The following is a 26,990-nucleotide window of genomic DNA, read 5'->3' as shown; positions in this document are numbered from 1 at the left end:
TATGAAAAATTTAAAAAAAATAGGGTATATGCTTTTGGTAAGTACCTTCTTGCTGGCTGCCTGTTCCAAGAGCCTGGATATTAACATAGATCCGTACGATCCTTCCGAACAGGATGCCAGTCCTCAGCTCCTGTTTCCTTCGGGATTAGCCTATAGCGCTGCCAAAATAGGTGGCGATCTTCAATTGCTCGGAAGCTTTTGGTCACAGCATTATACACAAAACAATAACTCCAGCCAATACCGGAATATTGACTCCTATAGTCTTACAAATCAATCCTACAGCGGTATCTGGTTCAATCTTTTTGGCGGAGGCATGAAGGATCTGCAGCTCGCCGGGACAAAGGCCGAAGGGATGGGTCAGTGGCACTACTATGTGGCTTCAAAAATTATGCTGGCCTTTGATTATCATGTATTGGTCGATTTATATGGCGACCTGCCCATCAAAGAGGGGCTTCAGGGTGATCAGGGACACTTCACCCCCAAATGGGATGACGGAAAGACCGCAAACGGTTTAATCCTGGAGCAGCTGGAGGCAGCCATTGCAAAGGTTGAGCAGGCAAAACAGGGGCCGGCTATGGGAACAAATGATTTTTTGTTTGCCGGGAACATGGACAACTGGCGAAAGTTCGCCAAGTCACTCAAATTAAAAATTCTGATGCGCGATTTTGACGCCAATAAAGCCGCCATTACCACGCTTTTGAACGAGGCTGATGTACTGAACACGGATGCAAAAATGACCGCATTTGAGGATCAGGTAAACAAGTCCAATCCACTTTATGAGTCCGAAAGAAGAGCGTTGGGCGGTCCCAATATCCGCGCAAGCCGCACTTTACTCTATTATCTGCAGCAAAACGACGATCCGCGTATTTCGGATTTCTATGAACTTGCATCGAATGGAAATTACGAAGCCTACCGCCAGGGAGATTATTTCGCGTCATCTACTGTCATTTCTTCACGGGCTTTGCTGGCGGCGACTGATCCGGTCTATTTTATGTCGCATGCCGAGGTTGAATTTTTACAGGCCGAAGCCTTTGCCCGCACAGGCGAACCAGTCAAAGCCGCCGCACATTATAATGCTGGCGTTACAGCCGCATTTGCCCGTTGGGGCAAAAATGCTGCGCCTTTTATTACAGAAAACGGGAAATACGTTTTTAGACCGGGATCCGTCGAATCTATGGTTGAACAGATTATCCTGCAGAAATGGGTAGCTGCTACGCGCTGTCAGGCCTGGGATTCATTCTATGATCAGAACCGCACCGGATATCCGAAGGTAAGTAGCGTAGAACCGGACAGCCCCAATTATGTTGCAGGGCACTATACCGTGTCTGTCAATTCCTCTCTTCCGGGCAATGAGCTACCACGGAGATTGGCCTATCCAAAAAATTCATCTGATTTTAATCCCAATACCCCCAGGGTCGTTCCTATCAATACGAAGATGTGGTGGCACAAAAAATAAGTACAACGGTATGGAGAATAAGCAGAAATATTTACGAAACAAATAAAGGATCAGCATCATGAAATCACGTTATAATACGACAATGATCATAACAGGGCTCTTTCTAGTGGCCTTTGCCTCCTGCAAGAAAGAGCAGCCCGCAGTCGAATATTCACCCATTTTTCCGATTTCCGGCGAATGGCATACACATATATACAATGAAGATGGCGGACGTGTGGAGAACATGTCTGTACTGCGTACCTATAATACTTCAGATAATCTAACCGATGCCGCCTGGTTTCGACTGATTACCCCATCGCGGCCAACTATTCTGGCAAAGATCAAAGTGGATGTCGCCAACAAGGCTTTTGTTGCCGGAGATTACCAGGATACCCAGGCCGATCCCGCGGTCAATTTCTCGATCATCGAAGGCAAGGTTCTGCTAAATGCGTCCAAGCAACCCAGTGATGTGGTGGCAGACAGTATCTATGTCAAATATAAAACCGGTGCCGAAGGCGATATCTATACCGTCAAAGGACACCGACGTACGGCCTGGCCCGAAGATGAATATTGACGAGGCCGCAAGACCCAATAATTTTATTTTATCAATCAATCCTACATGAAACCCAAACAATTATTTATGGCGGGTGCACTGGTACTGACAGTTCCGACATTCGCGCAGCAAAAAGACGCTGCCGCCCCACAAAGTACCACAGCTGCCCCAGCGAAAAAAGCCAGAACAGCATCATCATCTGTGGTGCGAAATTCAGAACAGCCTTATAAGGCCGCACTGGGTATCAAATTCCTCTGGGGTCTCAGTGCCACCGGAAAGTTCTTTGTAAAGGACAACGCTGCCTTTGAGGCCATTGTCCACTATGATGGCATGAGCGGCCTTGGTACCGCGCTGAACCTCACCGTGCTCTATGAATATCATGGCAGTCTCGCCGTACCGGGACTACGCTGGTATCTGGGGGGCGGGGCCTCGCTGGGTTACATCAAACTCAAAGGATTCGAAGACAGCGAGCTAGATAGTTCTTCTTTTTCCTATGGTCTGGATGGCGTCGCGGGACTCGAATATAAAATTGACAAGCTGCCTATCGCGATCAGTTTAGACTGGCAGCCCGGATATACCCTAAACAGCGGCGGCGGTTTTTCCAGCAAGAGCGGCGGATTCGGTGTAAAATACACATTTTAACAAGGTCATCCAGCCCTGATTTCCTGACGGTGTCCCTTTTGGGACACCTTTTTTTGTAGTCCAGCTAACATTAGTCCGGCAATTCTGCCCCTATAAAATAAAAATCGGGGTCTTTGCAGCCCCCCAAATAAACATGTTAACTGGAAATATCTCCCGACATGTCCCATATGAAAATAAACCTTACCACAGTTTGTATCAAATATGAAAATTTTTGGACATCTTGGGTGGTAAATTCGATGAACAGCATTTTCGGGCGTTTAATGCGATATTCTGGCGGTCATCCGGATCTGCGCTTCAAAGCATATCTCCTGACTACCTCCAGCTCATCAGGTACAGCAGCCGTTCCGGACAAAATAAGATTGGCGGTAGGTGCCAATTAAAAAAACCAAGGGCTTTGGAGGCCCCTGGCAATTCTTAAATAAACATCGGAATATCATCACGACATGCCACATATGAAATGAAACTAGTATTACTAACTGTTGACAAATATCGTCGTCCTGTGGTTAGGATGCTGATCTTTTCGATAAGACGCACATATCGGTAGACAAACGACATAAAAACCGTTACGGGGGAATAGCTCTTTTGGTCTCATCCACGGAATGATGAAAAAAAGCCGGTCTGGAATAAATTGTTGTTATCAGAGCACAGCAAAATTCAAGGCAGTCTAGCTCTGCCCAGCCGGAAGAGCAAAGGATACCGCCACCGCACCATTTTCGTCGAGCTCAATATGAAGGTTTTCTCCGAACTGGTTTGATAGACGTTTGGCCGTATTTGAAAGCCCGACTCCATCTGCGTTAAACATTTCCCGGACCGTTCCGGCATAAGGAGCACCCGTATTTCGAATGCAAAAATGGATAAATCCACGGTCAAGTTTACAGGCAATATTTACCTGTCCTCCATATACCGCAGGTTCTATACCATGCTTAATCGCGTTCTCCACCAGAGGTTGCAGCAGCATCGGGGGAATGTTGACCTGCCGGCATCCGTCGTCGGCCAAAATTTCAAATTCAAGTCTTTTTCCGAACCTGCTCTGCTCCAGCAGCAGGTAATTTTTCAGAAAATCGAGCTCCTGCCAGAGCGGAACCAGCTCCTCCCTTGTAGACCGCAGCGCGTACCTAAAGGTATCTGCCAGCTGAGCAATCAACACTCGGGTGTGCTCATTTTCTGCTGGTACCGATGCACTTATACTATTCAGCGTATTGAACAGGAAATGGGGCTGGATCTGTGCCTTAAGGCTTTCGATCTCTGCCCGATGGGCAAATTCACGCAATTCTCTTTCCCTGTTCTGCTGATACTCCCGTTCGCGGAAGAACAGATCAATATGCAGCGAGCTGAATACCTGGATATAAAAAAGGAGATTGGGACCGATATTCTGTATCATCTGCCTGCCGGTCATGACCGGTACCCCTATCCATCGGTTGTAGAACTGATAAAGGATCACCCAGCTGGCATAATACAAAATGCTGGTAAGCAGATGCAGGGCAAAGCGCGTTTTCATCGGAAGCGTCGTCCATTTGCGGAAATGTAACCACCAGACCGGAAAGCAGGCCACCGCCATGATCAGACAATCAACCAGCAGTTCCTTTAAGAAACCGAGCGAAAAGTCGCCCGCAAAGAGACGCGGTGTGGCATAAAGCACGCTCATCACCAGCAAAACGAATATAAAAAGCAATATTTCCCTTTTGGGGTTGCCTAAATGCCCCGGATATGTCATAAACCTCTAAATTATACCTTAATTTATGTTTTTTTTACCTACTATGTTGATTCAGCACTACATTTTTAACCTTCACCTGTCTATAATGCCGTCTGTCGAAAAATAAGGACAACACAATAATTCTGTTTATCTTGCATAAAAGTATGATCCCATGGCAAAAAAGTCAGTTTTAATCATCGATGATGAAGAGCACGGCAGGGTGCTGGTCAGGCAGTATCTGAAACCATTTGAAACGTATTATGTGGCGGGTGAATGTGCCAATGGGCTGGAAGCCATCGGGCAGATCGACCGGCTCGAACCTGATCTCATCTTTCTTGACATTCAGATGCCGGGGGCCAATGGCTTTGAAGTCCTGCAGAAGATCGACCATGTGCCGCAGGTAATCTTTACCACTGCATACGACAAATATGCCCTTCAGGCGTTTGAAACGAATGCGACCGATTACCTCCTAAAGCCATATACCAAGGAACGGTTTGAAAGGACCATGGAAAAGCTACATACCAACGCGGTACAATCTTCTTTCATGCTGGGAGAAACATTCGGAAAAAAATCAGCCTTTCCCGAAAGGATCCTTGTGGAGTTCAAGAAAAGATACCGCAACATCGATGTGTCCACTATTATTTTCCTCCGGGCATTCGGAGACTACACCGAACTACATACCTCATCCGAGATGTACCTGAGTTCGTCAGGTATCAGCTCGCTGGCATCGAGACTTGATCCAGAAAAGTTCCTCCGTATCCACCGATCCGTTGCAGTCAATGTGCAGCACATTTCGGAACTCTACCGGGATATCGGAAAAACTTTTCTTCTCATGGACAACGGCACAGAACTCACCGTAGGGAGAAGTTATCTCCCCACCATTAAACACCTTATCTTTTAACCCGATAGACAGCAGTCAGCACATGTTCCTCGCCTTTGGTGCTTTTGAAATGATGTTCCAGAATAAGGCTTTCCGAATTTGATTTAAGAACTTTTGATACCTCCTGCTTTCCTTCCTTTAAGAAGGTCAGCATGCTGGTCGCCCCATCATACTTCCAGGTGCCATCTTCCCACTGCAGGTCTTCGTCCTCGTCACATTTTTCTGCTCCCCCTTCGCGGATGACAATGCCGTCCTCCCGCAGGATCAAAAAGTCGTCTTTGTCGCAGGGTTCGAGCAACGCAAAGATGTCAGTGTCCTTGCTGCCATCAAGATCCCAATCAATACTTGGCGATACCGTGAATTTTTCCATCTGCCATTTTTTGCCTACAAAAGAGGTGCTGTTCGGACGGTCGCCCCCACTGGCTTGGCATGCCCCGCTCAACAGGGCCAATAGGCCCAGCGAAAGAATGAATACGTTTAATCTGATTATTTTCATGTCGTTATTTTTTTCAAAGATCGCCCGGTCAGCAATACCTTATCCCAATAAACGATGAACAGCCTGTCAGGGAGACAAACGGTATATTCTGACCCCTGAACTGATACGGTGAATTTCGTTTACCCTTATTTTACGCCGCTCGGCACCTGTAATGCGCCATTCATCGAAAAAGGTACCGCCCTAAAGGTTCGCTGGATAACTTAGCAAAAAAATTAGCTATGAACAAACTTATCAACCCTAGAAAAACCGTACGGATGGCCTCTCTATTTTTCAGCTGTCTAATGGTTTCGGCCTGTTCAAAAGGCAATAACTCGCCCAATGCCGGCGAGGATCCCCATCCTCAAGAAGAAATAAGACCGCAGCTGCCCTTTTCGCAGCTTCCCGCACGGACCAAGAGCATAAATGTTCCCGGAAACCGGCGGTATGTCAACGTTATGGAAAAACAACGCCCCAAATTACCAAAGTTCGCGCCCCTGGACGTGAAACCGGGCATACTGCGCGGATATGTAAAAGATGTCTTTGGCCGTCCAGTCCCCGACGCGGAGATCGGCGTCCGCTCCTCTATTGCTGGGGGACTTTACAGCTCGGCCACTGCCAAAAGTGATTCCAAAGGCTACTACGAAATAAAGATTCCCGTTGGCCATACCGAAATCTGGGGAGCCAAAATAAATATGCTGCATGAGGGTGGCCGGGCATTTGTCTCGCTATTTCCTGCCGACAGTACGTTGAATGAGTTTGCCTCCAGCAGCGGGGCTGTAAAGAATTTTGCCCTGCTCCCATATGGCGAAGGCAGGCCCGATCAGATCGCCGAATCGCCCCAATGGCCCTCGAGCTATATGGGAGGCTCTGTGCACCTCTCCTATAGCCTGCGAACAGAGACCCTACCGCTGCCGGGAAGTTTCCCCATCGGCACCGTCATTGTCGTCAAATTGACCCCGATCGACCTGGTACATGCAGACGAAAAGGTCACATTCGTCATCAAAAAACAGGTACTGAACAGTGAGCTTTACATCAATAACATTCCCCTGGGACGTTACTCGATCGAAATAGAAACCGGCGACGGAGCGCCCATTTTCATGAAGGAAGGAATCAACCTGAAAGATGAATTTGGCCTGACGCCGAAGCAAGCATTGCGAAAAGCAGAATTTACCTTTATTCCCGGCGATCCCGAGTGTCTGGTCTGGTTTGGCAACTGGAAAGAAGTGCCTCTAAATATTGAAATGAACTGAGCAGACATCAATGAAATTCATCACATCAGCGACATGCGGTAGTAAGCCCCTAAGTAAGCTTAGCCCAATCGTACTCCTATTATTTGCAAATGCACTCATGTTTAATCCCTATCTCCCGTATTGGCAGTCGACGCTCTTGGTCACCTTAATCGTTGTAGCCGGTCTAAACCTGCAAAAAGGAGCTTTTCAGACCGTGAATTTCAGACTCGCCTCGCTGCTGGATATCAACAGAACGATGTTGATTTACTTTTTCGCCGTCTGCATCATGGGAGCGCTACAGTCCATAGACAATACCTGGCTAGTGGAAAAACAGCTAAAATACACTTTGACCATACCGCTATCCGGCGACAGGACTGAATTAATCACGCTGTTGTTCCAGACTGCAGTTATCACCGCCATAGGCGAGGAATTATACTTCAGATCCTTTGTCTATACGCAATTGCAACGGGCCGGCATCAAGGGAAAATGGATTTTTATCAGCATTAGCGCCCTACTTTATTGTATGCTTTCCGGTCACCTGGCAGTCAATGGGATTATTTCCAGTTTTTGCTGGGGTATCATGATGGCACTCGTGTACCACAGGTATACCAATATCACGATAAATATCCTCCTGCATAGCACTGTCGAAGGTACTTTAATTGTTATGGGATACCATAACTTACTACCGTTCAAACTAGCGATTTAATTAAAAAGGAAAAATATTTATGAACAATCGGAATCGTTTAAGAGGCATAGCCTTTATAGGGCTCCTCCACGTTGTTTTGATGAGCTGTGACAAGGGAAACAAGCCTAAGGGAGATAGCTTGCCTATTGAGCAGATAGGCAGTGTCCAGTCTGTTGCGGGCTTTGGTAAGCAGGAAGGGAATCCGGAAGGTATCCCTTTTCAGCTACCGAAAGGACTCAGGTTTGTCTCGCGGGACAGCTATCCGTTCGATCCCTCGATCGAGCGGCTATTTGGCAACATGAATACCTTCTATGCTGACATTAATATAGTCAGCGATCCTACCTGGGATGGCGGACATGTTGAATTCCCCGCGGGACTCATCATGTTAAATATTTCCCCCAGTGGTATACAAAACGGCATGCTTATGGGCAGGGTATGTATTAATGTACCGCCAAATATACATGATACCGAAGGAGACACGACGACTGTATATTTAGGTGTTGCATGTATGAATGCCACCCGGGGCTTTCCGTGGGAAGATAACTTCGCTGATGACACAAAGAACTACGTGATCGGTAAAGGCAAGTACCGGCCCTCGGTTGTCACTACTGAGCCCGAAGTGTTAAAATTCATTTCGCTGCTCAATGACAGGCCAGGTCTGAAACTTGTTCAACATCAAAACCCCTGGGATGCTTTTGACGAAGACTACGTAGAACCCGAATGGATGAAACCTTACAACGCCATCCAATTGGCATTCTGGAAGATGACCGACGGTGGAGGCTTGTCAGCACCCGACCTGAACGAACTTTTAACAACACTCGACCAATATTCACCTAAACAATACTGATGCAATGAAAAGAAGAATACTTTTAATTTGGGCCATCCCCCTTTTGCTGCTCGGCATCTGCTGCAGCAAAGGGCCGAAAGAAATCGACGGACGTTCGGATGACGGAACAGGAATCCCAGCTGTAAAACCAAAGGGTACACCAGCCGGAGCTCCCGTAGTCAAAATGATAGGCAAAAATGGAGGCGTGATCGAAACCACCGATAAAGCCGTGCGTATCACCATACCTGAGGGAAGCATTGAAGTCCCCACCGAGATCAGCATCCTTCCGATAACGAATACGCTGGAGGAAGGAATCGATCGACCTGCCTTCCGGATTTTACCGGAAGGAATCCGTTTTTCGAAACCGGTGACGATCAGCTTCCGTTATGCAGAAATGAAGGTTACGGAAGGGGCCGAGAAAGGATTGCTCATCGCCTACCAGCGCGAAGATGGGGTCTGGTGTGCTTTGCCCACTATGCTGGACCAACAGGCGGGTACGCTCTCTGTTACAAGTGACCATTTCAGTGACTGGATTTTCTTTGAAGAAATAACCCTTCGGAAAGACCGCGAAATAATCGAAAAAAATGACCGGGTGACACTGGATCTTTTTCAGACCAGCCGATTGGCTCCATTGGGTACCAAAGACGTCGATCAATGGCCGCTCAGCGCGCTTGAGGATCTACATCCTAAGACTGCAGCATCCATCACATGGAAGATCGTTGAGGGGCCGGGCAAGCTCGAAATCAAGAAAAATGTACACGGCCTGCCCGCAAAAGCAGTCTATATTGCGCCAGAATCAGTCCCTGTTTCCAGGACGGTCACGGTGCAGGTGGAGATCACTGCTAAAGGTAGCCTACCCGACCCGCGGTATCCGGGTGGTAAGCGACCAATAGGTAAAATGATTTTTCTTACCCCGCTCCAACTGACAGCAGACGCCTACTTCAAAGGGACCGTGGGCGGGCAGCCTTTTGAGAGCAGCAAAATGGGGGTACGGGTAAGAGACTTATCCTTATTGTTGGAAGGCGTAGATGTGAAAGCAGGTAAAAGTGTCCATATTTATTGCAACGGTTTAACAGGCAAGACCTACCCTGCCGGCCGCGGGCCAGGAGAATTTTACATGACATTCAGTGAAGGTAATCCCCGGGTCATGTTGTGGAACTTTTATAGGCCCTGCACCGGGGCCGAGCAATTCAGCGGCAAAGTAACGATCACGGAGTCTGACGATGATTACATCGCAGGAACGGTAACCGGTACATTTTATTTACTAAAAGATTGCGGATTTACTGAATATAAGGATATTTCGGCGACATTTAAATTACCGTTTTATGAGCAGCCTTAATCCACCGATTAAGGCTGCGATGTCGCGCTGATATTACGGAGGTCCATAATATTTATAGTCGCGGGTTAATATACCAGCTACAATCATAAGCTTTGTCAAAACTAAAAACCCTATCATTAATATTAATGGATAAAATAGCAATACCATCAAAGAAGATTGGGATTGCCTGCTAAGTGAGTTATAGTTTAGCAATTAAAAACAACAAAAAAGGCCGGATCAATTGCTGTTCCGACCTTCAAAAAAACTTTCCTTTAATCCTACGTATACCTTATCATTCTTTATACATATCCAATCAATGGACACGATCAGGATCAAAATAGTTTTATTTTTTTAAGAATAAATACTTTTTCGTCCCCCTAACTCCTAAAGTCAAGATTTACCCGAAGCCGGAATCACATGAGGGGCGCAATCTTTCATCAATCTACGCAAAGCACTTACACCAATTAGCTTAGTGAACAACGATGACCTGGAAAAATTGCTACAATTATAGTAGGTCAAGAAAAGCTTTACGAACTAATCATTGGAATGAAAACAACCGACAAAATATACCAAGCTATTGCTGGTAATATAAAAGCTGTTATCGGAAAAGAATGGGCTTATGCGGAGCTAAACATTGAAACCCTCGGGACTATGGCCAGCTTTCGCAATAGATAATGGCATAATCATGAGCTATATAAACTTTGTTTAACTACAGGAAACCAACATTAAAAAAAAGACTGGCCCCGCAAAATACCGGGCCAGTCTTCAGAACCATAGCGCTACACCAACATTACCAGTTGATCAGTCGATTGTCGTCATCGGCTTTATCCCAGGATTCCTGCGGATCGTTGGTCGTGTTTGCCGCCGAACCTGCGGCGATGCCCTGCTCCAATATTACTTCCATTGTTTCAATGCGTGGACTTATATAAATTTTTCGTTCTATATTTTTCATGATATGATCAATTTTTCATTGTTTTTACTAACGGACTTAATTCTATCGGGAGTTATGGACAAGCAATCTTTTTTCTACCGCTTCCGGCGCCGACCATTTTCGTCGCTCCCTGTACTATCTGCGTAATTTTTACCGTATTGGATGTAGAGTTCCATGGCACGGTGTTGAAAGAACCCAGTGTCAGCTCCAACGGATATAATGCTCCGCCATTGCTTTTGCTGCCATACATGGATACCTCACCGGAGCGGCTTATGACCACGCGGATAACCGGATTGGCTGCAGTACCGGTCAAGCTGTAGACCTGGGGCACTGTGCCTCCTTCCGTATTGGTTCCACCATAAAGACTTCCGTCCGCAAAACGTACATTACGCGGTGCAATGGCAATGCCTGCCTCAAACTGAATCTCCTGTGTCGCCAATTTTTGGCCATTTACTTCCATATTAAAGGAATTATCCAGTTGCTGAATATCAAACACAAATCCATAATCAGCACCGGGCGCAGTTAACTCTTTGGTCACTACATATCCGGCTGGCCGCGTCACTCCATCGACAATGGCACCTGATCCCGAAGCCGGATAGGTCCAGTTTAGATCAGCTCCGCCAGTCACTGGTTGTGTACAGGTTTTGAAGTTCAGGTTGAGGTTATACCGCTGGCCCGGTACGATGTTCAAACCTCCCACAGATACATTGTTTTTCGTTTCGCCATCAATGGTAATCGATCCAAACTTAAAGACTCCGTTTGTTGCCCCCGGATGGATCAACAGTGTCGGTGTACTGGAGACAGTACGTAGGCCGGCACCCAATGTGGGGAATACAACATTAGCCGTCGTGGTGGATCCATTGTAGGTAATTGTGCCGTCAGCCAGTTTTAGATTTGCGCCTGGATGTGTGGGGTCAATCGTCGTCGTTCCCAGAGCGGTAATGGCCCCCGTCATTTCAGTCGCCATGCTCAGGTTGGTCGTGACTTCACTGTACTTATGTTTGAGGATCACATCCAGGTTGTTATCACCTGAGTGGACCGTTAGATCTTTCCTGAAATACATCAGATCGGCACTGACGTTGTCCAAGCTTGCATTGGCAAGATCTGCCTGTGCTGTTACCGCAGGAACTGTCGCGGTACTATTGACCGAATAAGCCACAAAAGTATAGGTCTGTTCTGCATCCAACGCGATCGCAGCCGTATTGTCGACTGAATTGGTATAGGTCTTTTCGGTCACATAATCACCTGCGGCGTTGTACACCACGACTTTATACTTGATGTTATCTGCCAATGGTGTCCGCTCTTCGGTCGCCGCAGCACGGCTACCGGACGATGCCCGCAACAGGCTGCCATTTGTCACGGACGGCTCGCTGGTCAATGTGGCTTCAAAAGAACTTGAATTTGTCAAGGGGATCACTACCGTCTGGGCGGACGCAGCGCTGCCACCCTTACCTGCTTTTTTGGTGGTGACGACAGGGTTTTCTACGCCGAGTAACTGAATACTCACGCTGGCTTTGCCGCTTGCCGCTACACTGTCCTTGCTTTCTTTACAGGAATAAATGGTTGTACAGGCTAAGGCTGCAAAGGACAACATTCCCACGCTGCCAATACTTCTAAATTTCGATTTCATGTTAATTAACATTGATTTGAGACTATTTACTTTTCTACTTATTCTATGCGTCAACCGTACGTAAAGAGATGTCCGGGAATTTGCCGCAAATCAACTACAAACAAATGCGATTATCAATTAACAGGTGGTCGGATAGCAAATTTTTGCTATGCTTTTAGAACCATATAACAAATTTTTGCTACGAAAACAACACGATAAATCAGCAGTAAATAAAAAAAAATGTCAATTAAATAGGTAACTTTGGATTCCTGAACTCAAAATGCGCTATGTTGACAAATGATTCACAACTTGCTGTTATCTTAGATGATCATGGTCTATTTGCCACATCTTTTTCCTTACTTTTAGAAAAGTACGGGCTCTTTCATTTTGTAAAATCATTTGACCGTAAGGATGACTTCCTGCGGTTTTTAGCATCATCAGGTACCCAAAAAATCTATATTTTTTTAGATTACTACCTATCAGAAGAAACTGGGCTTTCCCTCTTGCCTGAAATAGACCGGTTGAATAAAAATGCGAAGACGATTTTTTTGACCAGCGCACTCTCGCCACTGCTTATTCAAACATTGAAAAATTATAATCCCGATGGAATTTTAAGTAAGTCCTGCAATCTTGACACCTTAAAATCATGCCTTGCTTCGGTCCGCTTAGATCAGCATTTTGTTGATCCGTTTTTTGAAAAACTGCTTGAAAACCATCAGTCCACCGCGGTCAGATTTACACCGCGCGAAATTGAACTTTTAAAACATTTCGCCCGTGGAGATACCATTGCCAAAACAGCCGAAAAATTATTTTTGAGTTCCCACACCGTCGTGGCCCACAGAAGGAAAATGATGGCCAAGATAAACTGCCAGTCCATCACACAATTAATTACATTTGCCCGGGAACACGAAGTGATCTAATATCTTGTATATGTCGTCCATCGGTAGGCCGGTCCAGTTCAAATCGGACAATGGATCCCTGCCCTTCCCGGCTCTCGATTAAAAGTTCACTGTGACTTAGTCCCAGATAATAACGGCAGAGCTGCAGTCCGATACCATACCCTTTTTCATTTTTTGTTCCCCGGTGGCTGACAGGTTCAGTGACAGTGGATAAATTTTCCTGCACCTGTCGGGACATCCCCACCCCCGTATCAATGACACTAAACGTAATACGATTGTTCTGATCGTTTACCGCTGCCCTTAACGTGATCTGATTATCCGGTTTACAGAATTTGATCGCATTGTCAACCAGATTGCGAAGAATAATCATGACGACCTCGGCATCAGCCAGCGCCTTCAGGCCCTCGTCACATTCCATCAGCAATTTAATTTTCTTTTCCTCCAGACGTTTTATGTATATACCATGAATCTGCCGAAAAATATCCATGACATCAAATTCTCTTATGACCAGATCCGATGCGTGCAGATGTTGATTGACCCAGAGCAGCAAGTTTTCAATTAGATTGATCGTGGAATCAAATTCCTCACTATTGGAGGAAAGTAATTTTTTAATTTCCTCCGGCGGCACAAGTCCATCCCTGATCAGCATGAGGATACGGTTTAAATTATTGATCGGAGCGCGCACATCATGCGTCACCAACGCTAAAAGAGACTTTTTGAAATTATCCGATTCTTCCAATAAGGCATGCTGCTCTTCAATAAATTCATTTGTATTGCGGAGCGCCTCGTTGGCTTTCCTTTTGTCTTTCACATTTTTCACCAACAGAACAGCAATGACCAACAACGAAACAATCAGCACGGTGGCCACCAGCAAAATGTAATTCCGTCGCAAAACTTTGGCACGATACAGGGATTCTAGCTCATTTTGTTGCTTTTTAAACTTAAATTCCTCTTCATTCCGTACCAGCTGTTCTTTGTTATCGGCTCTATAGAGCGAGTCCGATGCGGATTTATATTCTTTATAAAAGAAAATTGCCCTGGATAGTTCCTGTTTTTTTTCCAGCATCGTACCAAGCCGGTTCGCAGCGCTTTGTATATAATACAACTGTTTATTCTGCTTGGCCAATTCATAACATAATTCTGAATAATGGATGGCCGCATCCACATGGTCCATACGCAGATAGCATGTGGCAAGATTGTCCAGCAATCTCAAATATTCGGTCTGCTCGCCCGTGGATTCAAGGGTGGCTTTGGCCTTCAGGTAGTAAGACAACGCATGATCCCAATCTTTCTTTTCCATATATAAAGACCCCAATGACTGGAGCGCGTTTCCGATGGCTTTGTAATTCTTATTTTTTTCAGCCAGGTTTAAAGATTGATCATACAGCTCTTTGGCATGTTGCAGATCATTTTTATGTAAATAGAGATGGCCGATATTTCCGAGAATAAAGGTTGACCGGGAGGAGTCGCCCAATGACTCGTACAGCCTGAGACTCTCCCTATAATATAAAATAGCGTTATCATCCTTGTGCTGGTAATGGTAGACCATTCCCATATTATGAATAGCGTGCGCCTTTATCAAGGGCAAATGGTAGCTATCGGCCAGTTCGATAGCCAGGTTTAACTGTTTGAGTGCCTCGGTATGGACACCCAGGGCAATATAAGGCATTGCCAGATTACTTAATATTTTGGCTTTCCGGCCATGGTCGTCCTCCTCTGTGGCAATCGATATGGCCTGATTATAATACGCAATGGCTTCACTGTACATCCCCTTCTCATAGGCCCCGATCCCAAGATTTCGGAATGCATCTATTTTTCCGGTCCTGTATCTGATGCTGTCACTCAGCGCAAGCGCTCTCCTGCCCAGTATCATGGTCGAATCCGGAGAACTGGACCAATGCGCATAAGCCTTCAAGTTGAGCCTATTCACTAATGCGGTATCCTGTAATCCAGCATCGGCATCACTTTTATGATCAGGAGAGAAACATGAAAAATTTAATACGATTAACATCAAGAGCGTTATTCTCCTGAATACATGACACTGTTTACCTTCCATTATAAATAGTAATATGAATGCTGTAATGCGTTTGGCTGACTTATTCCGCTCAAATTTAAATCATTATTCCAACTTCATGAAATTATATTACCCTAAAGTTGACCTGTTTTACCATAAAAAGGAGATAACTACTGCTAGACCAACAGACAGGATATGCTCCGTTTCCAAATGACAGGTAGTTGTCGAATATCAATTTACGTCAACTTGCCTTTTTGTCCGTAAGCTTCACATAGTCGCCACGTTCGATTTTTTTATTCACTTAAAATATGCTTTAATAATTATTGCTATAATCTTCATGGTCACAGTAATCTAAAACAACCTACCTTTATCTCAAATTGTTAATAAGGAAAGAATCTGAAATTCAGCATAAAATCACGAAAGCGAGAATAATATTTTGTTTTTTCACTTTTTCTTCTCTATTTTGGATAGACATCTAAACAAAAATTGCTGTTTTTTTAACACCAACCAATTATTTTATTTTTTAGACTTACTTTGTATAATGAAAACCCACTCTATTCTGATTGATGGACTTAGGAAGAACCAAGAGCAGGGACTTACAACAGCCTATCGACAATATAATAAAAAACTACTCCTTTTTGCAATGCGATACCTCAAAAATAGGGAAATCGCGGAAGAGATCGTTTCTGATACTTTCGTTAAAATGTGGCGGAATAGATTATCTTTTGATACAGACGAAAAGTTGCAGGCCTTTCTCTATATATGTACAAAAAATGCCTGCCTGAACCATTTAAGAAAACCTGCCTTACTGGATCCCCTGGAAATTATCGAAAATACTGATTTCGCACTGAGTAAAGATGTTGATGCCTATACCAAGATAATTCATGCAGAATTAATTATGATGATCAATGAAGAAGTTGCAAGATTATCCACGAGACAACGGGAAGTTTTTGAAATGAGTTTTTTCGAAGGGCTTACAGTCGAAGAAATCAGTAAACGTCTGGCAGTTAGTGTCGATGTTGTCTACGCCAATCGCTCCCGCGCATTAGCAATTCTTCGAAATCAGCTTAAGTTAAAGAACTCGCTGTTTATATCGACATTATTTTGTGTGCTCGTCGCTCAACAATAACAAACCTCTATTTATTCAACTGAAAACCAACAGATTACTTTATTTAAAAAAATAAATTATAATTTATCGTCAGGTTTATAAAAAATTTGTGTTTCTACTAATAGAACACAATTATAAGCTATGCATGATATTAGAAAACTCTTACAGGATTATTTGTGCGGGACTATAACTCCAGAAACAAGCAACGAACTACTGGAACTCTTTACACAATATCCGGAGCTGCAAAATATAACCAATTCGTTAAATACCGAAGAAGGGCTCCAAGCTGCATTGCAAGAATATGAATATCTGTTTGACTCAACCTATACGATCCGCGAACAGGAGAATTTGAGGCGGATCAAAGCAACGATACTGACGGAGGAAGGCGATTTTTCCCGTCGCCGTATTTGGCCTATTTATGCAACTGTCGCCTCAATTATTGTTTTCCTATCCATTGGATGGTTTACATTTAACCAGTACAACAATGGACAAAAAATGCCATTGGTCGCTACCGAAAACGCTATCATACCGGGCAGCGACCAAGCTGTGTTGACTACAGGGGACGGAAAGCAATTAACCCTAAGTTCACAGTATAAAGGGATTGTCATGAATGACCACATTGCATACGATGATGGAAAAGTTATCCTGGATCAAGCTGCGGTCGCTGCCAATAGTATGCTTTACCTCGCTACGCCTCGGGGGGGACAATATCATGTTGTTCTTGCTGACGGAACGAAGGTCTGGCTAAACGCTGAAACCAAATTGAAATATCCTGCCAGATTCAGCGCTGACAAACGGGCGGTGGAACTGGAAGGAGAAGCTTATTTTGAAGTCGCCCCCAATAAACATAAACCATTTATCGTACAGACAGGTAAAGAAAAAGTGGAAGTACTGGGCACCCATTTTAATGTTAATTCATATAAAGAAGAGCCGTATTCACAGGTAGCATTGCTGGAAGGCAGCGTCAGAATATCGATCCCTGGACAACAAGCAAAAATATTACAGCCTGGTCAGCAATCATCTGTAAAAGCTGGGACTATAACAATTAACCCCGTGGATCAGAATGAATGTCTCGCCTGGAAAAATGGTGAATTTATGTTCAACAATGAAAGTCTCGAAAGTGTCATGAAAAAACTGGAGCGCTGGTATGATATTAATGTCGTGTTGGCCCCAGAACTCAAAGACCTGATGATCTGGGGATCAGTGTCGCGGTATGAAAATTTTGAAACAGTAATGGAAGTTATTAAGAAAACCGACAAACGCATAAAATACACGATGAACGGAAGGAGGGTAATCATTATGAAATGATTGGATTAACCATATACGATCATTGGAATTTAAGAAATGCCGGGAAAGGTGGAGCTTCCCCGACGGATGGCCAAGCTCGTAAAGAAATAGTGTAGTATTTATTTTATTAACTAAAACCAATCAAAGGTAATGAAAAATTACATAGTATCATTGGGACGTGCACTTATACGTCCTATTTTTAAATACCTGATTGTTATGAAAATGATCATTCTGTTCCTGTTGATCACACTATACCAAGCTAAGGCAGGTGTAATTGGTCAAACACTGCATATTAAAGGGACGAAAATATCCCTTATTCATCTATTTAGGGAGATAAAGAAACAAACCGGTTATACGGTTATCTGTAACGCCGAAATTATAAAGCAAACCCCTCCTATTGATATAGAAATTAATAATAAGCCCTTGTCAGAGGGACTATCAATTATTCTTTTGGCTCATGGCCTTTCCTATGAAATAGTAAAAAATTCTATTATTATCAGCAAAGTAGATGAAACAAACCTAGGGGCGACTGAAAAATTAAAAAAACAGCAAGAACAACCAATATCGGGACAGGTTACCGGCGAAAATGGTCAAATTCTCGTCGGGGCAAGTGTTTTAATCAAAGGTGGAACAAGACAAACGAAAACTGATAATCAGGGAAAATATGCCCTATTAGCTAAAGAAAACGATGTCCTGTTATTTACATTCGTTGGTTTCAAGACCAAAGAAATTAGCGTTGGCTCATCGCGAAAAATTGATATTACACTGGCAGCATTACATTTAAATATTGACGAGGTTGTGGTCTCAGTAGGTTATGGTCAGCAAAAAAAGACGCACGTCACGGGTTCAGTTGTACAGGTATCTTCCAAAGAGCTACTGAAAGTGCCGATGGCAAATATTAGTCAAGCTTTGGTCGGCCGTTTACCCGGCGTGGTATTTAAGCAGACAAGTGGCCAACCGGGCGCTGACGGATCCTCGATGTTGGTCAGGGGATACGGAACGTACAACAACTCTAGTCCACTAATCCTCGTCGATGGTATTGAACGCTCTTTCCAAAACATTGACCCAAATGACGTTGAGAGTATATCTGTATTGAAAGATGCTGCTACCGCCGCTGTATATGGGGTCAAAGGTGCTCATGGAGTAATTTTAGTAACGACTAAACGCGGTAAAAGCGGTATAAAACCAACTTTTACTTACAACGGTTCCGCAACTGCTTCACAAAACACACAGCTTCCTAAATTCCTCACAGGAACTGAATATGCAAACTGGCATAATAAAGCAAATATAATGGACGGCAATAAGCCTTGGTTTAGTGAAGAGCAGATAGCCATGATGAGTAATGGAGACGCTTCAGATGGATTGGAAAACACGGACTGGCAAAAAGAATTTTTAGGACATCTTGCTCCCGCAACACAACATAACATATCAGTCAACGGCGGAAACGAAAATATACGCTATTTCTCCAGTATCGGTGGAATGCTTCAAGACGGTATTGTCAAAGATATGCGTTTTGAACGATATAATGTACGAACGAATATCGATATGAATCCGAGTCCAGATTGGTTACTATCGGTTTCTTTGGCTGGTAGGCTCGAAAACTCGCATAACCCGGGTTCTATCTCCTACGGCAAACAAGTTGGATACAATCCGATCTCACAGGCTTTATATATGTATCCTTTCTTGCCCTTTGAATATAAGGGATTACCGACGGGCTCTTCCTATATGACTTTAAACCCTTTTGCTGCGGCAGAATTAAGCGGTTTTCAGGAAAGCAAACAGACGCTGTTTGAAACTTCAGCACAGTTGTCTTATTCCCCCAAATACCTCAAAGGCCTGACGCTCGCCCTCTTTGGAAGTTATGACAAAAAATATGTGAATGCGAAAACATTCTCGACTCCGTATACAGTCAATACGTTTATAGCTGAAACGGGGACTTATTCAAAAGTCATGTCTGACGGTTTTCTGGCTAAAGGGAGCTTATTTCAAAACAGTGATAATTTTACACAAGCTTTGGTTCGCCCCTCGCTACGCTACACAAAAAAAATTGGCAAACATGACATCGAAGGACTTTTATTATTTGAATGGCAACGTGGCGACTCCAATACATTATACGCTTCACGCTGGGGATTTCCCATCCATGATTTACCTGAGCTCTCGTTAGGACAAATATTTCCGCCAACGCCTAATGCAGGGATGTCCGATGAATCGGTACGTGCAGGATATGTCGGACGATTAAATTATGCCTACGATTCACGGTATCTTGCCGAAGTCGCCTTTAGAAGGGATGGATCGTATAAGTTTCCACAACACTCCCGTTGGGGATTCTTTCCCTCCTTATCGTTGGGCTGGATTGTTTCCAATGAAAAATTCTGGAAAGAAAACATCGGGGAAAATCATTATTTGAAAATCCGAGGCTCCGCTGGATTACTCGGACAAGATAATGTCAGCCCATTTTTATACAAGCAGTTATTCAGTTTGTCAACATCGCCCGTTATCGCCCTAGGTAATCAGCTGACACCAGAATTCGGGCTGGTTTCTACAAGCTCATACCCAAGTGTGGATCTGACCTGGGAGAAAACCAGGACGTACAATATCGGAGCTGAACTAGGCCTCTGGAATAACAAGCTCAATATAGAGGTAGATGGATTTTATAAATATACATACGACATCCTGCAAAATATTGGTAATGTTTATCCTTCATCCTTAGGCGGTAATTACCCCACCATCGAAAATAGTGGTTCAGTAGATGTAAAAGGCCTTGAATTACAACTGAAGTACCGCAACAGAATAGGTGATCTTCACTATAACCTCGGCGGTAATTTAAGTTATGCCAAGAATAGAATTTTATCAATTGTAGAAACCGAAAATATTCACCCCTGGCAGAGCATGTTAGGCAAATCCATCGGTCAGCGATCCACCTATATCGCTACTGGCCTATACCAGACCGCGGAGCAGCTCGCTAATTCTCCCGCACCTCCGGGAGGTGGCTATAAACGCCTTGGGGATATCATGTATAAAGATCTCAATGGAGACGGAAAATTAACCAGACAGGATGATATGGCTGTCGGAACCCGTCCGGACATGCCGGAACTCATGTATGCGTTCAATGTTGACTTACAATACAAAGCTTTTGACTTTTCGATGATGTGGCAAGGCAGTGCGCTGAACGACATTTTGCTCAGTGGTATGTATGATCATGGTATTCCCGACAACACCATTTTTACAACCGCTTTTTATGGTAACGGCTACAATAGCCCAAGATACCTATTGGAAGATTCATGGACACCCGAACATACCAATGCCCGTTATCCACGGCTTTCTCTGGTCCCAAGCGGTGGGAATTCACTTGATTCTTCCTGGTGGATAGAAAATGGCGCCTTTATACGCCTAAAAAATGCTTCATTGGGATATACGTTGCCAGAGGCCACATTGAAAAGAGCCAACATCAAATCGATGCGGATTTTCATTTCCGGTGCAAATCTATTGACATTTGCAAAATTCAAATACCTGGATCCGGAAAGCCCCAGCGTACAGAACGGATACTACCCACAACAGCGCATCTTTACTTTTGGAACCAACTTAACCTTCTGATCATGAAATCGTTAAAAACAAAAATACACATCATACTATGCCTAATATGCTGTATCACCGGATGTAATAAATCACTGGATGTAGATCCCAGAGACAAATATTCCAATGATGCTGTTTGGAAAAATATCGAAAATCTGGATCTCTATATTAATAGCCTATATGATGCTCTTTATACTTACTCTGAGATCGGAGGTTTCAATTTAACTGATGGGTATACTGATCTCTTAAAATATGCACAGACCAATATGGAACCTGAGCATAATCGAATGAACTTGCGTCCCAACTATTTAAGTCCTGCATCTGCCGAAGTATTAAGTCCCTGGGCTAAAAGCTATGGGCAGATTAAAGCCCTGAATGAGTTTATTATCAATGCTTCGAAATACGGAAATAAAATTGATGCCAAACAGCTGCAGATACGTCTTGCTGAAATTCGCTTTCTCAGAGCTTTCTTATATCATAAGCTGATTGTCCGGCATGGCGGAGTGGTGATGCGGGTGGATAATGAAAAACTAGATGGTCCAGCTGAAAAAAATAAAAAAAGATCCTCACGGGAGGAATCCTGGAACTGGGTGATTACCGAGCTGAAAACAGTAGCAGAAATGCTTCCCGAAGCTTGGGACGCAGCCAATACCGGACGAATTACACGAGCCGCTGCCTATGGTATGATGGCCAGATCAGCTTTGTATGCCGAGAAATGGGATGAAGCAATTTTAGCTGCAAGAAAAGTAGAGGAACTTGCAACCGGAAAAGGACTTTATCAATTGATGAATAACTTCGATGATATTTTTTATTCGCCGCACAATAAAGAGATAATTCTAGCAGCTTACTACAAAAGACCAACACTTACCCATACATTCGATCAATTGTTTAGTCCTACTGGTGATCTCGAACGTTACGGGGGAAGCGCATCTCCTACTGAAGAACTGGTCGAAAAATTCGATATCCAAATCAATGGTCAATGGCAGCCCTTTGACTGGACCGATCCTTTGCATAGTGCCAATCCCTATCAGCAACGCGATCCCCGGTTTTATAGTACCATACTGTATAATGGTGCTGGCTGGAAAGGAAGACAGGTCGAAACTTTTATCGGCGGTAAGGATGGTTACATCGAATACTTCGATGGGAATGCCCGAAATCGTACTGTAACGGGATACTTCATCCGAAAATACCTGGACAGTAGCCCAAAAGATTTTGTGCAGGAAAGAAGTGATCAATACTGGATTGAAATGCGCTATGCTGAAATATTACTGATTTTATCCGAAGCCTATGCAAAAAAGGGAGATTACGGATTAGCATATAACTATCTGAACAAAATAAGAAATCGCCCTAGCGTGGGCTTGCCCAATTTACCAATCAAAAGCACCTGGGTCACCTATCTCAATGACCTACAAAAAGAAAAAGTCTGTGAATTTGCTTTTGAAGGGCAACGCTATTGGGATCTACGACGCTGGAAGATCGCCCAGGCCACACTCGATGGTAAACGCATGCACGGAATTGAGATTACAAAAAAAGAAGACATACTAAATTATAAACTTGTTGACTGTGATAAAGCGAATCATTATTTTCCAGAACGTTATTATACGGTACCTATACCTGAATTTGAAATTCGCAATAATACGGCATGTCTACAAGATCCATTATGGCAATAACCTATAAGCGCTATTAACATGAAAAAAATAATACAACTTTTATTAGGTATTTTCATCATATATCAGATATGTGCATGCAAAAAAATTGAGGAGCACACGTATAGTTCCGAAGTAACAATAAACTCAATCAGCGCCCGTTTTGTCGGTACCGAAAAGTATTATCAAGGTGAGATTTCGGGCAATAAAATTTCCTTTGAAGTCCCGATTTACGCATCTGACGTAGGCGAGCTTATTGAAAACGATTTATCCCGGATGGAACTGGTAGCTTCGCTCCCGATCGGTGCAGTAATTACATCAGGATTGGGCGGAATCAAAGATCTTTCCAAGCCTACGACTATTACCCTAAAAGCTGCTGATGGAACGATGCAAGATTATCACATCACAGTCAAGAAAACAGGCATGAATTATACGATTGGCCTGCTGGAGTTTGCTGTGAGTAAGATAAAAAGTCCGGTGGAATATCAGTCAGCTCAGGTTTCTCCCTATAATGACGGCGATACAATTACCATAGATGTGCCAAATACAACCAAAGATCCGCTGGATCTGACGAAGCTTCAGGTTCGTATAAAACTACAGCCTACCTGTAGCATTTCGCCCAATATCAATGGAACAACAGTAGATTTTACCAAACCTGTCATGATTAAGGTTACCGATGGTAAAGGCACAGAAAGAACACATGTCATTCAGATTCGGCCAACAAAATTCAATAAGACTAAATTTACGCAGCTTTGGTTTAGAAGCGCTGAAAATCTAGGATTGACACGAACTAATATCAAAAGCTTCGCACTAGGAAATAATAGCTTTTATATTGGTGAATTTGAAGATTGGAGCCTGGGCAAAATTCACGTTTTCAATGCAGACAATGGCCAGCCAACAACCAAGATTGACCAACCGACTACCTTTGCCGCCCAAATTACGAGTGATGGAAGCGGAAATATAGCTGTAACCACTAAGAATGATTTTGGTAAGGGATATGAGTTCTGGCGATACGGCGAAACAAACACAGGTTTCGACAAGCTGTTCACATTCACTTCCTGGGATCCACTCATGGTTGATCAATTTGGTATCCGCAAAACATCCATCACTGGTAATATCCGAAACGGGAAATCTTATGTCTATACAACCATGCCCAATGGATATTACTATACCTGGGAATTAAACAACGGCGTACCATTGAGCGCCAGCCCTAAAGCAATAAAATATGATATCAGCAAAACTGGCGGTAGCTGGGATATCGCAATGGTCAAAAGAGCATCTACAGCAGCAAATGCAGATCTTTATGTGTCATGGTATAATGAAGGTGCAAATGAAAATGATGGTAAAGGCAGCCGATTTGAAATACAGGAATCATCTGGGGTAACCTATCAGTTAAATCCTAAGAATCACGCTTATAAAATACTCGCTTTTGATGTATTCTCGATAAACAATGATCACTTTGTCGCCCTGCTGACGCAAGGTAAACAAGCGGATAGCGAAGCCCGCTTAGTGGTTTTTGAAATTACAGACAAAAGCAAGTTGGCTATTGCTCCCGACCAGCCGGGATTTGAAGATCTAAAAGTTTTTGAGTCAAGCCCACTGGGAATCAGTACCGATATGAGTTCGGGCGACATACATGTCAAAGTCAACGGCTCACAGGCTGATATCTATCTTGCTGTCACTGCAATATCGAATCAGTCTAGTCAAAATGCAGGAATCCGAAAATACCGCATGGACTATCTAACGGAATAGGGACTATAAAAATCCTCAAAAAATTAATACTTAAAAAGGATCCAATGAACAGGACATATAAAAACATATTGATTTGGCTGATGATGGGAATCAGCTCTTTATCGTGTGGACGGGACTATATGTACCCGGACTATACCGGCGAAGAAACCAAAGAAGAAATAGAGCCACCCACTGACTCCATAGGCAAACGGTCTACCATAAGGGATCTTGTTTTGATCTATGGTGCTGGGACAACTGTGGGCGACAAGTGGACCGACCAATCCTTTGTTCCCTATGTATCCTATAATAACGGACAACAAGAAGAATGGATGTTTGACGGTTTTCTTTTTTTAGAACTGAATGATGGGAATGGAAATGCTTATACGACGGGGCATGCACCAAATCCAGCTTTAAAAACACAGTGGGAAGCGCTGATTAAGAACTATTTCGAAGCGGGTCAATCCATTACCGCATTAGATGAACGGCTAGAAAAAGCCGCTCAAAAGATCAGCGGAGCAGTCCCTAAACGAAAAGTTGTCATTGGTATACCTGAGCCTATGCGCGGTGCCGTTGAATGGGGAGAAGTGAATGGCAAAATCTTGGACTTCTCCAAAGATGAGCATCGCATCGAGGGTTGTAAATGGTTTATCGACAATGTGATCAATAAATTTGCAGAATCAAAATTTAAACATCTTGAGCTGGAGGGATTTTACTGGATTGCCGAGGAAATGGATCATACTGCTACCATCATGTCCCCGATCGGAAGCTACCTAAAAGATAAAAAAATGACGTTTGTCTGGATTCCATGGTGGAAGTCTCCGGGCTACGATAATGGTAAACAATACGGTTTTACAGAGGTTTATCTACAGCCCAATTATTTCTTTGACAAAGAACCATTGTCTAGGTTGCAGGAGGCTTGTATTGAGGCAAAAACACACGGCATCGATCTGGAGATAGAATTTGATGAGTCAGTATTAGGCGGAAATGGAAGCAAATTAAACGATTATCTCGATGTTTTTGAAGAAAATCAGATCTATGAAACAAAGAAACTAGCTTATTATCAGTCAGTCAATACCTTATTAAAATTATATCGATCTGTCGATCCTGCAGACAAAGCGCTATATAAACGGCTGAGCGAGATCGTTAGTAAACGACAAAAGGCCGAAAATCCACCTTATTTAAAAAATTAAACCCAGTAAGAATGGTGTAGCCATTTAAGAATTTAACATTGGCCTAAGCGGCTATTTATTTAACTATTTAATCTGTATAAGTATGAATTTACACGGAAAGGGACTTTTATTGTCTTTAATTACCGGAGTGTGCCTTTGTTTTGGCATCCTGTCATCGTGCAAAAAAAATGAGATTAATGACAAAGCACCGATGAAAAATAAACTGAAAGCAAGCGCTCAAAATGCACAAACATCGACCCTTGCCACCAATAACAAGATTAGGGATATGGTATTGATCTATGGTGGGGGCACGGAGAAGGGACAGGACTGGGATTTTTATTCCTTCCACCCCTATGTGGTCTATAAAACCGATCAGCAGGTTTATGAATGGATGTTTGATGGTTTTCTATTTCTCGAACTCAGTGATGACTGGAATTATTCCTTCACATTAGGACATGGAGACCCCAATAAACCTGCTCAGAAAGCGAACTGGGCTACACTGATCGATAAATATTTTGAAACCGGGCGCTCCCTACATGAGTTGGACCAGGCGATAGACGATGCGACATGGAGTGCCGGTCAGCCTCCATCCAAAAGGAAAATTGTCATCGGGATTCCCGAACCCTTAACCGCTGTTGCCAACAACTGGGGGATGGCCGAAGGAATCTGGTTAAATTTCCAGAATCCCAGCCACAAAACCATGGCCTGCAAATGGTTTATTGATGAGGTACGTGCGCGTTTCAGCAGCGCCGCTTTCCGCCATCTTACGTTAGATGGATTCTATTGGATCGGCGAGTCAGTGGAAGACAATGCAAGCACCATTTCAGCAATAGGAACTTATCTGAGTGGTTACAACCTAAGCTTCAACTGGATACCTTGGTGGCAATCTCCTGGCTATACCAATCCCGGAGCCCTGGGCTTTTCAGACACGTATCTGCAACCCAATTACTTCTTCTACAATGTTCCCGTCAGTCGGCTCCAGGATGCCTGTAACGCTGCAAATACCTATGGCCTGGGACTAGAAATGGAATTTGATGACAACGTCCTTTATTTTGACCCATATCGCACAAAATTTAACCAATACTTCGACGTATTTGGCCAAAACAATGTCTTTGACACCAAAAAATTGACTTACTACCAATCTGAGAATACAATTCTGAAATTATGGAGTTCTACAGATCCCCTACATAAGGTCATGTATAAACGCCTAAGTGAAACAGTTACACGAAGACAAAAATTAGGTATACCCACCCTATAGCAACCGTGGACATGATGAACAATAATTAT

Annotated in this window: 23 protein-coding genes; 18 read left to right on the top strand and 5 right to left on the bottom strand. The window is 43.7% G+C overall.

Annotation, left to right across the window (positions count from 1 at the left end):
* The first annotated feature begins 1 nt into the window (after window position 1).
* The 4 genes from ABTV71_RS08130 (at window position 2) to ABTV71_RS08115 (ending at window position 3,010) form a co-directional block, all read left to right on the top strand.
* Window positions 2-1,456 carry a SusD/RagB family nutrient-binding outer membrane lipoprotein gene (locus ABTV71_RS08130; protein ID WP_433902846.1) on the top strand — a complete coding sequence of 485 codons (1,455 nt, stop codon included), beginning with the start codon at window positions 2-4 and terminating at the stop codon, window positions 1,454-1,456.
* A 58-nt stretch (window positions 1,457-1,514) separates the two neighbouring features.
* Window positions 1,515-2,009: a lipid-binding protein gene (locus tag ABTV71_RS08125; RefSeq protein ID WP_433902845.1), complete on the top strand. Its 495-nt coding sequence runs from the start codon at window positions 1,515-1,517 to the stop codon at window positions 2,007-2,009.
* 45 nt (window positions 2,010-2,054) lie between these two features.
* A complete protein-coding gene (locus tag ABTV71_RS08120; protein WP_433902844.1) occupies window positions 2,055-2,630 on the top strand; it encodes a hypothetical protein in 576 nt (191 codons plus the stop codon).
* A 236-nt stretch (window positions 2,631-2,866) separates the two neighbouring features.
* The gene (locus tag ABTV71_RS08115) at window positions 2,867-3,010 is read left to right on the top strand and encodes a hypothetical protein (RefSeq protein WP_433902843.1); all 144 of its coding nucleotides are present in this window, start codon (window positions 2,867-2,869) and stop codon (window positions 3,008-3,010) included.
* 284 nt (window positions 3,011-3,294) lie between these two features.
* Here ABTV71_RS08115 and ABTV71_RS08110 read toward each other — a convergent pair whose 3' ends face one another.
* A complete protein-coding gene (locus tag ABTV71_RS08110) occupies window positions 3,295-4,128 on the bottom strand; it encodes a sensor histidine kinase (protein ID WP_433902842.1) in 834 nt (277 codons plus the stop codon).
* 367 nt (window positions 4,129-4,495) lie between these two features.
* On the opposite strand from ABTV71_RS08110, the gene ABTV71_RS08105 reads away from it, so the two are divergent.
* Window positions 4,496-5,224: a LytR/AlgR family response regulator transcription factor gene (locus ABTV71_RS08105; RefSeq protein WP_433902841.1), complete on the top strand. Its 729-nt coding sequence runs from the start codon at window positions 4,496-4,498 to the stop codon at window positions 5,222-5,224.
* Here the strand turns inward: ABTV71_RS08105 and ABTV71_RS08100 are convergent.
* Window positions 5,214-5,699: a hypothetical protein gene (locus tag ABTV71_RS08100; protein WP_433902840.1), complete on the bottom strand. Its 486-nt coding sequence runs from the start codon at window positions 5,697-5,699 to the stop codon at window positions 5,214-5,216. The genes ABTV71_RS08105 and ABTV71_RS08100 overlap by 11 nt on opposite strands.
* Window positions 5,700-5,917: 218 nt before the next feature.
* Between ABTV71_RS08100 and ABTV71_RS08095 the strand changes: the two genes are divergently transcribed.
* The 5 genes from ABTV71_RS08095 (at window position 5,918) to ABTV71_RS08075 (ending at window position 10,411) form a co-directional block, all read left to right on the top strand.
* On the top strand, window positions 5,918-6,928 hold the full coding sequence (locus tag ABTV71_RS08095) for an Ig-like domain-containing protein (protein ID WP_433902839.1): 1,011 nt from the start codon (window positions 5,918-5,920) through the stop codon (window positions 6,926-6,928).
* A gap of 10 nt (window positions 6,929-6,938) precedes the next feature.
* Window positions 6,939-7,613, top strand: a complete 675-nt coding sequence (locus ABTV71_RS08090) for a CPBP family intramembrane glutamic endopeptidase (RefSeq protein WP_433902838.1) — start codon at window positions 6,939-6,941, stop codon at window positions 7,611-7,613.
* 19 nt (window positions 7,614-7,632) lie between these two features.
* Window positions 7,633-8,439, top strand: coding sequence for a hypothetical protein (locus ABTV71_RS08085; RefSeq protein WP_433902837.1), 807 nt, complete (start codon window positions 7,633-7,635; stop codon window positions 8,437-8,439).
* A 4-nt stretch (window positions 8,440-8,443) separates the two neighbouring features.
* Window positions 8,444-9,757, top strand: coding sequence for a DUF6252 family protein (locus tag ABTV71_RS08080; protein ID WP_433902836.1), 1,314 nt, complete (start codon window positions 8,444-8,446; stop codon window positions 9,755-9,757).
* Window positions 9,758-10,282: 525 nt separating this feature from the next.
* Window positions 10,283-10,411, top strand: a complete 129-nt coding sequence (locus ABTV71_RS08075) for a hypothetical protein (RefSeq protein WP_433902835.1) — start codon at window positions 10,283-10,285, stop codon at window positions 10,409-10,411.
* Window positions 10,412-10,526: 115 nt separating this feature from the next.
* Here ABTV71_RS08075 and ABTV71_RS08070 read toward each other — a convergent pair whose 3' ends face one another.
* Together ABTV71_RS08070 and ABTV71_RS08065 are read right to left on the bottom strand one after the other, a co-directional pair.
* On the bottom strand, window positions 10,527-10,688 hold the full coding sequence (locus ABTV71_RS08070) for a hypothetical protein (protein ID WP_165306116.1): 162 nt from the start codon (window positions 10,686-10,688) through the stop codon (window positions 10,527-10,529).
* 52 nt (window positions 10,689-10,740) lie between these two features.
* Window positions 10,741-12,297 carry a fimbrillin family protein gene (locus tag ABTV71_RS08065; RefSeq protein ID WP_433902834.1) on the bottom strand — a complete coding sequence of 519 codons (1,557 nt, stop codon included), beginning with the start codon at window positions 12,295-12,297 and terminating at the stop codon, window positions 10,741-10,743.
* Window positions 12,298-12,563: 266 nt separating this feature from the next.
* Between ABTV71_RS08065 and ABTV71_RS08060 the strand changes: the two genes are divergently transcribed.
* Complete coding sequence (locus ABTV71_RS08060; protein ID WP_433902833.1) at window positions 12,564-13,196, top strand: LuxR C-terminal-related transcriptional regulator; 633 nt, start codon at window positions 12,564-12,566, stop codon at window positions 13,194-13,196.
* Here the strand turns inward: ABTV71_RS08060 and ABTV71_RS08055 are convergent.
* Window positions 13,165-15,186 carry a tetratricopeptide repeat-containing sensor histidine kinase gene (locus ABTV71_RS08055; RefSeq protein WP_433902832.1) on the bottom strand — a complete coding sequence of 674 codons (2,022 nt, stop codon included), beginning with the start codon at window positions 15,184-15,186 and terminating at the stop codon, window positions 13,165-13,167. The two genes, ABTV71_RS08060 and ABTV71_RS08055, sit on opposite strands and share 32 nt — an antisense overlap.
* Window positions 15,187-15,730: 544 nt before the next feature.
* Between ABTV71_RS08055 and ABTV71_RS08050 the strand changes: the two genes are divergently transcribed.
* The 7 genes from ABTV71_RS08050 (at window position 15,731) to ABTV71_RS08020 (ending at window position 26,961) form a co-directional block, all read left to right on the top strand.
* Window positions 15,731-16,318, top strand: a complete 588-nt coding sequence (locus ABTV71_RS08050; RefSeq protein ID WP_433902831.1) for an RNA polymerase sigma factor — start codon at window positions 15,731-15,733, stop codon at window positions 16,316-16,318.
* Window positions 16,319-16,438: 120 nt separating this feature from the next.
* Window positions 16,439-17,605 (top strand): FecR family protein, encoded by a 1,167-nt coding sequence (locus ABTV71_RS08045; RefSeq protein WP_433902830.1) that lies wholly within the window; start codon window positions 16,439-16,441, stop codon window positions 17,603-17,605.
* 129 nt (window positions 17,606-17,734) lie between these two features.
* Entirely contained in the window at window positions 17,735-21,178 is a 3,444-nt protein-coding gene (locus ABTV71_RS08040; protein ID WP_433902829.1) for a TonB-dependent receptor, read from the top strand.
* Between the two features lie 2 nt (window positions 21,179-21,180).
* Window positions 21,181-22,827, top strand: coding sequence for a RagB/SusD family nutrient uptake outer membrane protein (locus tag ABTV71_RS08035; protein ID WP_433902828.1), 1,647 nt, complete (start codon window positions 21,181-21,183; stop codon window positions 22,825-22,827).
* A gap of 18 nt (window positions 22,828-22,845) precedes the next feature.
* A complete protein-coding gene (locus tag ABTV71_RS08030; protein ID WP_433902827.1) occupies window positions 22,846-24,555 on the top strand; it encodes a DUF5018 domain-containing protein in 1,710 nt (569 codons plus the stop codon).
* Window positions 24,556-24,599: 44 nt separating this feature from the next.
* Entirely contained in the window at window positions 24,600-25,724 is a 1,125-nt protein-coding gene (locus tag ABTV71_RS08025; RefSeq protein WP_433902826.1) for a DUF4855 domain-containing protein, read from the top strand.
* Window positions 25,725-25,914: 190 nt separating this feature from the next.
* Complete coding sequence (locus ABTV71_RS08020; protein WP_433902825.1) at window positions 25,915-26,961, top strand: DUF4855 domain-containing protein; 1,047 nt, start codon at window positions 25,915-25,917, stop codon at window positions 26,959-26,961.
* The last annotated feature ends 29 nt before the right edge of the window (window positions 26,962-26,990 follow it).

The sequence above is a fragment of the Sphingobacterium puteale genome, assembly GCF_050986225.1.
Classification (GTDB): domain Bacteria; phylum Bacteroidota; class Bacteroidia; order Sphingobacteriales; family Sphingobacteriaceae; genus Sphingobacterium; species Sphingobacterium puteale.
The sequence above is the reverse complement of the archived record's forward strand: the minus strand, read 5'-3'. Positions and strand labels throughout refer to the sequence as shown.